9 protein-coding genes and 1 tRNA gene are annotated in these 7,931 nt (G+C 69.5%); 4 read left to right on the forward strand and 6 right to left on the reverse strand.

Annotation, left to right across the window (positions count from 1 at the left end; translation table 11 throughout):
• Together AOZ13_RS12525 and AOZ13_RS12530 are read right to left on the reverse strand one after the other, a co-directional pair.
• Positions 1-1,133 (reverse strand): APC family permease (locus AOZ13_RS12525; protein WP_049934117.1); only part of this gene is annotated, 1,133 nt, incomplete at its 3' end.
• 198 nt (positions 1,134-1,331) lie between these two features.
• Positions 1,332-1,703 carry a 30S ribosomal protein S8e gene (locus AOZ13_RS12530; RefSeq protein WP_020220842.1) on the reverse strand — a complete coding sequence of 124 codons (372 nt, stop codon included), beginning with the start codon at positions 1,701-1,703 and terminating at the stop codon, positions 1,332-1,334.
• A gap of 88 nt (positions 1,704-1,791) precedes the next feature.
• On the opposite strand from AOZ13_RS12530, the gene AOZ13_RS12535 reads away from it, so the two are divergent.
• The gene (locus AOZ13_RS12535; RefSeq protein WP_020220841.1) at positions 1,792-2,232 is read left to right on the forward strand and encodes a DUF2240 family protein; all 441 of its coding nucleotides are present in this window, start codon (positions 1,792-1,794) and stop codon (positions 2,230-2,232) included.
• A 433-nt stretch (positions 2,233-2,665) separates the two neighbouring features.
• Positions 2,666-3,466: an orotidine-5'-phosphate decarboxylase gene (gene pyrF, locus AOZ13_RS12545; RefSeq protein ID WP_020220839.1), complete on the forward strand. Its 801-nt coding sequence runs from the start codon at positions 2,666-2,668 to the stop codon at positions 3,464-3,466.
• Between the two features lie 15 nt (positions 3,467-3,481).
• Here the strand turns inward: pyrF and AOZ13_RS12550 are convergent, their stop codons facing one another.
• Positions 3,482-3,664: a hypothetical protein gene (locus tag AOZ13_RS12550; protein ID WP_020220838.1), complete on the reverse strand. Its 183-nt coding sequence runs from the start codon at positions 3,662-3,664 to the stop codon at positions 3,482-3,484.
• Between the two features lie 175 nt (positions 3,665-3,839).
• Between AOZ13_RS12550 and AOZ13_RS12555 the strand changes: the two genes are divergently transcribed.
• On the forward strand, positions 3,840-5,465 hold the full coding sequence (locus tag AOZ13_RS12555; protein ID WP_020220837.1) for a GTPBP1 family GTP-binding protein: 1,626 nt from the start codon (positions 3,840-3,842) through the stop codon (positions 5,463-5,465).
• A 48-nt stretch (positions 5,466-5,513) separates the two neighbouring features.
• Here AOZ13_RS12555 and mch read toward each other — a convergent pair whose 3' ends face one another.
• The 3 genes from mch to AOZ13_RS12570 all read right to left on the reverse strand — a co-directional run bounded on the left by mch (position 5,514) and on the right by AOZ13_RS12570 (position 7,214).
• Positions 5,514-6,449 (reverse strand): methenyltetrahydromethanopterin cyclohydrolase, encoded by a 936-nt coding sequence (gene mch / locus AOZ13_RS12560; protein WP_020220836.1) that lies wholly within the window; start codon positions 6,447-6,449, stop codon positions 5,514-5,516.
• A 157-nt stretch (positions 6,450-6,606) separates the two neighbouring features.
• Positions 6,607-6,921, reverse strand: coding sequence for a thiamine-binding protein (locus AOZ13_RS12565; protein ID WP_020220835.1), 315 nt, complete (start codon positions 6,919-6,921; stop codon positions 6,607-6,609).
• A 222-nt stretch (positions 6,922-7,143) separates the two neighbouring features.
• A tRNA-Gly gene (locus tag AOZ13_RS12570) sits at positions 7,144-7,214 on the reverse strand.
• 210 nt (positions 7,215-7,424) lie between these two features.
• Here AOZ13_RS12570 and AOZ13_RS12575 point away from each other — a divergent pair.
• On the forward strand, positions 7,425-7,931 hold a 507-nt coding region (locus AOZ13_RS12575; protein WP_267879325.1), incomplete at its 3' end, for a putative RNA uridine N3 methyltransferase.

Here is a 7,931-nt window from a genome sequence, read left to right on the forward strand (position 1 = left end):
GCGATGTTGATCGCGTATGGGAGGATCGTGCCGACGAGCGCGGCGAGGACGACGCCGCCGACGACCCGCTTGCCGACGACGACGGCCGCGGCGGCGAGCGCGACGGTGAGCAGGCCGACGATCGGGGCGTTCGTGCGCTCGCTCGTCACGCCGAACACGCTCGGGACGGTGTCGCGTTCGGCGAGCGCGCGGAGGACGCGCGCCGCGGCGGTGAGACCGACGAGCATCGTCGTGAAGATGGCGACGAGCGCGGCGAGCGGGAGGGCGTAGTCGGCGAGCAGCGGGTGGCCGGTGGCGGTGACGATGGCGGAGAGCGGCGCGTACATCGCGGCGCTCCCCGACGCGAAGGCGTTTCCGGGGACGGTGAGGTGGAGTGCGAGGACGACGAGCGCGTAGAACGCGGTCGTGAGGAGGAGGCTGCCGACGATGGCGCGCGGGATCGTCCGGCCGGGATTTTTCACTTCGCCGGCGGCGGCGGGGACGACGGTCCACGCGCCGTAGCCGGTGATGGCGACGCCGACGGCGGCGAGGAACTCGGTCCCCGACCCGGTGACGAACGGCGTGGCGTTCGCGGGCGCCCCGTTCGCGAGGCCGACCGCGGCGACGACGGCGAGGACGGCGAGGACGAACGCCGTGAGGACGAGGTTCGCGCGCTTCGTCACGTCGATCCCGGCGTACGTGACGGCGACGGTGGCGGCGATGGCGAGCAGGCCGAACGCGACGGTGTGCGCGCGGACGGCGCCGAGACCGGGGATCGCACCGAGGTAGTTCGCGACGTACCACGCGGAGACGGCGACGCCGAACACCCAGCCGAGGGCGTACGACGTGCCCTCGAGGTAGGTGAAGAAGTGCCGCACCACTGGGTTCGATCCGAGCGTCTCGGCGGGGTAGACGGCCGGCCCACCGGATTCGGGGAACGCCGTCGCAAGCTCCGTGTAGCAGAGCGCGACGCTGACCATTCCGATCCCGGCGAGGAGCCACGCGAGCACGGCCGCGGGACCGATCCACTTGCCGGTGTACGCGGGATAGTAGAACACGGAAGAGCCGATCATGCCGCCGACGCTCAACAGGAGGAGATCGCGGAGGCCGACGGTTCGCGCCGCTTCACCGCCGCCCTCGTTCGTGGTTCCCATCACCGCACACTCCGAGCGATGGCCCGGTAACCGTTTCGGATGTGGGATGGATCACGAAACCGTTACAGACCGGGCGCGTGAGTGAGCGATCGGCTCGCATAGCTCCGCGCTCGCGTCAGTGATCGGCGGAAAAACTGTGGTGGTCGGCGGATCGACCCGGGAGAAGCGGGGAGGACCGGTCCGCACGAGGAAGCGGCGTTACTCGACGAGGACGGCGTTCACCTGCCCGTCCTGACCGGGGCGGGAGGTGACGCGCGCCTTCCCGGCGGACGTCTCGATGACGGCGCCCTTCGTGATGATGTTCCGGCGGGCGTAGTTCGGGTTCGCGTCGTTCTCGACGACGTCCTCGATGGTCGCGTGCTCGGTCTCGCCGTCGTCGGTGACGTTCGCGACGTCGGTGGAGAGCGCGCGGACCTTCGTCCCGCTCCCGCGGGCGTCGACGACGCGGAAGCGGCCCTCACCGACGGTCGTCTCGGTCGGACTGCGGCCGAGTTCGTGTTTCTTCTTCTTCGAGTGCGGGCGAGTTCGCGCACCCGTCTTCGTGCGCTCGGAGCGGCCCTGATACTGCATACCCCGAGATGGCGGCGTTACGTACTAAAGCCGTTCGATCCGGCCGAGACCCGCCGTCTTTAGGCCGTCCCGCGCTCTCACCTGTGGCATGAGCCTCCGCGTCGCCGTCGGCGCGCCCTTCGTCTCCGAGGGGCGCGACCGCCTCGGCGAACACGAGTTCGTCGTCTCCCTCTCGCTCGATCGGGACTGGATGAGTCCCGATCAGGCCACGCGCCTCGTCGACGTCGCGACGGGCGAGGGCCTCCTCGAACGCGACGACGGCGAGCTGGTCGCGACGTTCGATCTCGACTCGGTGACGGTCCCCGACGACTACACGCCAGACGAGTCGCTCTTTCAGGAGCGATCGGCGTTCGAAACCGCGCTCGACGCCGTCGTCTCCGCCGGTGCGGATCGACAGGAGACGGTCGCCGCCGTCAACGCCCTCCAGCGGGACCTCGGCGTGACCGCGGACGTCGCCGCCGTCCTCCACGCGCGTCGCGAGGGCGTCGACGTCGCCGCCGCAGCCCGCAAGGCCGGGGAGGAGCTCTGAATGGTCGAGCGCGAACTCGACGACGGCAAACGCATCGCCCAACTGCTCGCCTCGGAGGTGTCGGGCCGCGAGAGCGGACCGTTCGATCGCGCGGCCGTGACCGACGCCGACCCGGACGTCGAGGCGACGCTCGCGGGCGCGCACGCGTACGATGTGACCTTCGAGGACGAGCGGATCGCGTCCGTGTACGTCCTCCCCGAGCGCGTCCGCGTCGAATTCGTCACCGGACTCGACGCCGCGAAGCGCGCCGCTGACGACGCGGGTCTGCGCGCTCGCCCTCGCGCCGCGTCTCCGCCCGCGCTCCTCGTCTTCGTCGAGGACGGCGCCGAGGCCAAGCGCGTTCTCCCCTCTTCGCGGCCGCGCTCGACGCGTGAGCGCGGCGCGCGTGGCGACCAAGCAGTACGTTTAGGCCCGCCCGACACGCAGCGACGCCATGGGCTTCTTCGAGGACCTCGCGGCGCGCATCGACTCGCGGGACACGATGGTCTGCGTCGGACTCGACCCCGATCCGGACCGACTTCCCGACGACGTGCGCGACGCCGATCTCCCGCGCTGGCAGTTCAACCGCCGGATCATCGACGCGACCCACGAGTACGCCGCCTGCTACAAGCCGAACGCGGCCTTCTACGAGGGCGCGGACGGGTGGCGCGCGCTCGCGGAGACCATCGCGTACGCCCACGGGAAGGGCGTGCCGGTGATCCTCGACGCGAAGCGCGGCGACATCGGGAACACCGCCCGCCAGTACGCGAACGCGCTCGATCGCGCGGACGCGATCACCGTCAACCCCTACATGGGCCGCGACAGCCTCCAGCCGTTCCTCTCGCGCGAGGAGAAGGGAGTGTTCGCCATCTGTCGCACCTCGAACTCGGGCGGGAAGGACTTCCAGAACCTCGAACTCGCCTCCTTTGATGAGTTCCTCTACGAGCACGTCGCGCGCCGCATGTCGGAGTGGGACGAGCACGGGAACGTCGGTCTCGTCGTCGGCGCGACGCGGCCCGCGGAACTCGAACGCGTGCGCGAGATCGCCCCCGACCTCCCGTTTCTCGTGCCGGGCGTCGGCGCGCAGGGCGGCGACGTCGAAGCCGCGGTCGAACACGGCCGCGCGGCGGACGGCGTCGGCGTCGTGAACTCCACGCGCGGGATCATCTTCGCGGGCGAGGACGACGAGAACTGGGATCGGATCGCCGGCGAGGCCGCGAAACGCCTGCGCGACCGACTGAACGAGTACCGCTGACGATCACCGCTCGCTCTACCGCGGCCCGGGGAAGCCGCTTTCGTCCCCGTTTCGGGACCGGCGCTCCTCCGCGGCGCACTCCTCGCAGAGACCGAGGGCCGGATCGTAGTGCGCCTGACAGACGACGGCCCCACAGCGGTCACACGCGAACTGCGCCTCGGCGGATTCGCAGATCTGACAGAGCCCGGTGACGCTCATACGCCTTCGGAGGCGTCGCCGCTACATCAACTCGGGGGCCGATTCGATGCTCGCGCGCGTCGCGCTCGCTGCAAACGCGCGTCCGGTCCGATCGCCGACGGATACGGACGTCTCGGGACGCCTCCGGAGCGTTCGCCGGGGAAGGCTTTTGGTAGGTAGTCACTAACACGCGCCCATGAGCGTCGACCGATCCGTCCTGCACCGCGCGCTCGAACGCGGCGAGCAGGAGGGCGGGAACGTCGAGTTCAAAGAGCGTCTCACGCGCGACGTCCACCTCGCGGACGGACGCCTCGAGAGCCTCGCCGCACAACTGCGCCACCGCGTCCTCTCCGGCGACGGCGAGGCGCAATACGTCGTCGGCGTCACCGACGACGGCGGTATCGCTGGCGTCGACCCCGACACCTTCTCCGAGACCCTCGACGTCCTCAGTCTCCTCGCCGAGGAGGCCAGCGCACACATCGACGACGTCCAGACGTGGGGAACGAGCGGGGGAGCGCGCGGCGCGAGCGACGACGCTGGCGGCCTCGTCGGCGTCGCCACCGTCCGCGACGGCGGGACCCTCACTGCCGACGACGACCACGTCATCGTCGGCACCGCCGGCCACGTCGATCACGGCAAATCCACGCTCGTCGGCACCCTCGTCACCGGGCGGACCGACGACGGCGACGGCGACACCCGCGGCTTCCTCGACGTCCAACCCCACGAGGTCGAACGCGGTCTCTCCGCCGACCTCTCCTACGGCGTCTACGGCTTCGACGGCGACGGTCCCGTCCGCGTCGAGAACCCCCACCGGAAACACGAGCGCGCGGCCGTCGTCGAGCGCGCCGACCGCGTCGTCTCCTTCGTCGACACCGTCGGACACGAGCCGTGGCTGCGCACCACGATCCGCGGGCTGGTCGGGCAGAAACTCGACTACGGCCTGCTCACCGTCGCCGCCGACGACGGCCCGACCGACACGACGCGCGAACACCTCGGCGTCCTCCTCGCCACCGACCTCCCGACGATCGTCGCGATCACGAAGACCGACCTCGTCGACGACGAGCGCGTCGAGTCAGTTGAGCGCGACGTCGAGCGACTCCTCCGCAACACCGGCCGGACCCCGCTTCCCGTCGCGCGCCACGGCGTCGACGCCGCCGTCGAGGAGACGGACGACGGCGTCGTCCCCGTCGTCCGCACGAGCGCCGTCACCGGCGACGGTCTCGAAATCCTCGACGAACTCTTCGAGCGACTCCCGAAGACCGCCGCGGCGGGGGGCGACTTCCGCATGTACGTGGATCGCTCGTACAGCGTCACCGGCGTCGGCGCCGTCGCCTCCGGCACGATCAAGTCCGGGACCGTCGAGACCGGCGACGAACTCCTCCTCGGCCCGTTCCCCGACGGCTCCTTCCGCGACGTCGAAGCCCGCAGCATCGAGATGCACTACCACCGCGTCGATACGGCCGAAGCCGGCCGCATCGTCGGCATCGCGCTGAAGGGCGTCCGCGAGGCGGACCTCGAACGCGGCATGGTCCTCGTTCCGCGCGACGCCGATCCGACGCCGACGCGCGCCTTCGAGGCCGAGGTAATGGTGCTCAATCACCCCACCCGGATCGACGACGGCTACGAACCCGTCGTCCACCTCGAAACCGCGAGCGAGGCCGCGCGCTTCCATCCCGAGGGCGGCCAACTCCTCCCCGGTGACACCGGAGCCGCCACGGTCGAGTTCAAATTCCGGCCCTATCTCGTCGAAGAGGGCCAACGCTTCATCTTCCGCGAGGGATCCAGTAAGGGCGTCGGGACCGTCACCGAACTTCTCGACTGACCCTTCCGGCCCTCACTCCCTCGTTCGCCCCGCTACCGGCGTCTCCGATTAGACGCCGAAACTCGACGCGAGCACCGCGTCGTCGGTTCCGCCGAGCGCGTACGTCGGCCCGCCGACGACGTTCACCGTCACCTGCGCCGGCCCGAAGACGCCCGCCGCGACCTCCGCGAAGTCCCACTCGACGTCGTCGAAGACGTCGCCGAGCGGTCGACCGTACTCCTCGCTCGCCGTCGACGGCACCGCCTCGAACGCCTCCGCGTCGTCCGTCTCCACCGTCACGTACACCTGTCCGCCGTACGCGAGCGCGTCCATCTGTCGCCCGATCGCCGTCTCCTCGTCCCCCGCGACCGGCGCGACCGGCGCGCGGCCGTTCACGGACACGACGTCCCGCGGATCGTATCCCGCCTCGAACAGCCGGAACGCCGCCATCTCGGCCGCCCGCGACGCCGCGGAGACGCTGCCCGCGATCGAGCCCGCGGCGTACGCCGGGAGATAGAGACCGTCCGGATTCACCTCCGCGCGCTCCGCGATCACCCGCGCGACGTCCTCGTCGGGCAGGAGATCGGACTCCAGCGTCAGAACCGCGAGATCGAAGGCGTCCGTGTAGCCGAGCTCTCGGAACTCCGCCTCCTCCGCGACGAGCGCGCGCGCCGGCCCGGATCCCAGCCCCTCGAAGCCGTCCACCGCGAGCTCCCATCCCGCCTTCTGCGAGCAGAGCAACGCGAGATCCGGGCGATCACACGCGAGTTCGACGTGCGTGAACGGGACGTCCGCGATCTCCGCCATCCCGGTCTGGACCGTCGCCAGCCCCGCCGTCTGTAACTCGGCGAGCAGCAGCCCGGCCTCGATCCCCCCCGCGTGCTCGACCCCGAAATCCAGCACCGTCGCACCGTTCTCCAGATCGAACGCCCCGATGTCGAGTTCGCCCGCGAATTCGACCGCCTCGTCGGCCAGCTCGACCGCCATCCGGTTGATGCTCTCCATGCCTCCGCGTTCGGCCGTCCCGCGGTAAAACGTTTGCAGTACGGTTCGGTCTCGCGGACCCTCACTTCGTTCGGCTCCGCGCTTCTCGCGGCTACCGCCGCTCGCCGTCCCGTGCTCCCGGCGGTCGGAGCTACGCCGCTCGCTTCATCGCGGACCCTCACTTCGTTCGGCTCCGCGCTTCCCTCCCCAGTTCCCGCTCCACGTCCGCGACCTTCTCGTCGGCCGACTTCGTGGAAGCCCGCTTGTCGTCAATCTTCAAGAACGTGCTCACGCGATCGCCCGGGACCGCCTCGTGTGCGGCGCCGACGGCGTCGAGGAGCGTCTCGACGTCCTCGGTCTCGATGGTCGTTCCCATTGGCGTCGTCTCGTAGGCGACATCGTAGTCGTCGAGCGCGGCGACCGCCTCCGCGACGTCCTCCGCCATACTCCCCTCTCGGACCGGCGCGACGCTCAGAAAGCCGATGACCGTCATACGCGAGGGGACGGCCGGCTCCCACATAGGTCGTTCGCCCTCACGTACGCGCGTGCGTGAAAATATAGTATTCCAGTTGCCGCGGGGCGGTGCTGTGCGGCGACGTGAGAACGCGCTTCGCGCCACGCTTCACGAGCGATAACGCTGTTCGGGGCTTCTCCTACGCTCGCGAGGAACGGATCGCTCGAAGCGTGATGAGCCACAGTGAAAAGACGGCGGTGATGCACTGACTGGGATTTGAACCCAGGTTGTGACCATGGCAAGGTCACGTGATACCACTACACTATCAGTGCGCGTCTGCAATTCATCCGAGGCCCGGGTATAAAAAAGACTTTCGAAGCGCCACCGAGCGGTCACCGAGATCCGACGATCCGTGCTGGGGACTAACACGCGTCTGTGGCAGTGAGACGCCTTCACGAGGCCGAGAACGTAACGACACCCTTTTGAGCGACCCGTCGGTAGATGGGTTACAGTCTCGTGACGAGACGTGGACGCGAACTGGCATGACACGCAGCCTACTCGTGCCGTCGTCCATCTGCCGGGAAGCCGAGGACAAACGCGAGGCGACTCGCAAACTCGGCTACGTGGCCCGCGCGGCCGCGGTCTTCCGGGCGGACCGCCTCGTGGTCTTTCCCGACCGCGAGGGGGAGCGCCGCTGGGGCGGCGGGTTCATCGAAACGGTGTTGCGGTACGCCGCGACGCCACCCTACCTCCGAAAGGAGGCCTTCGACACCCGCGACGAACTGGAGTACGCCGGTGTCCTGCCGCCGCTCCGCCTCTCGTCATGGACCGGCTCCGAATCGAGCGGTTCGGGGTCGCATCGAGAAGGGATCGTGACCCAGGTCGGATCTGAAGGGCGCGTTCGGGTCAATTGCGGCATGCAACACCCGATCTCCCTCCACCTCCCCGGCGATATGGAGGTTTCGGAGGGGGAGCGCGTGACCATCAGGGTATCTTCGAGACGACCGGTCCGGGCGAAGATCATCGAGGAGGCCCCACCGGGCTTTCAG

It is taken from the genome of Halarchaeum acidiphilum MH1-52-1 (assembly GCF_000474235.1).
GTDB lineage: Archaea > Halobacteriota > Halobacteria > Halobacteriales > Halobacteriaceae > Halarchaeum > Halarchaeum acidiphilum.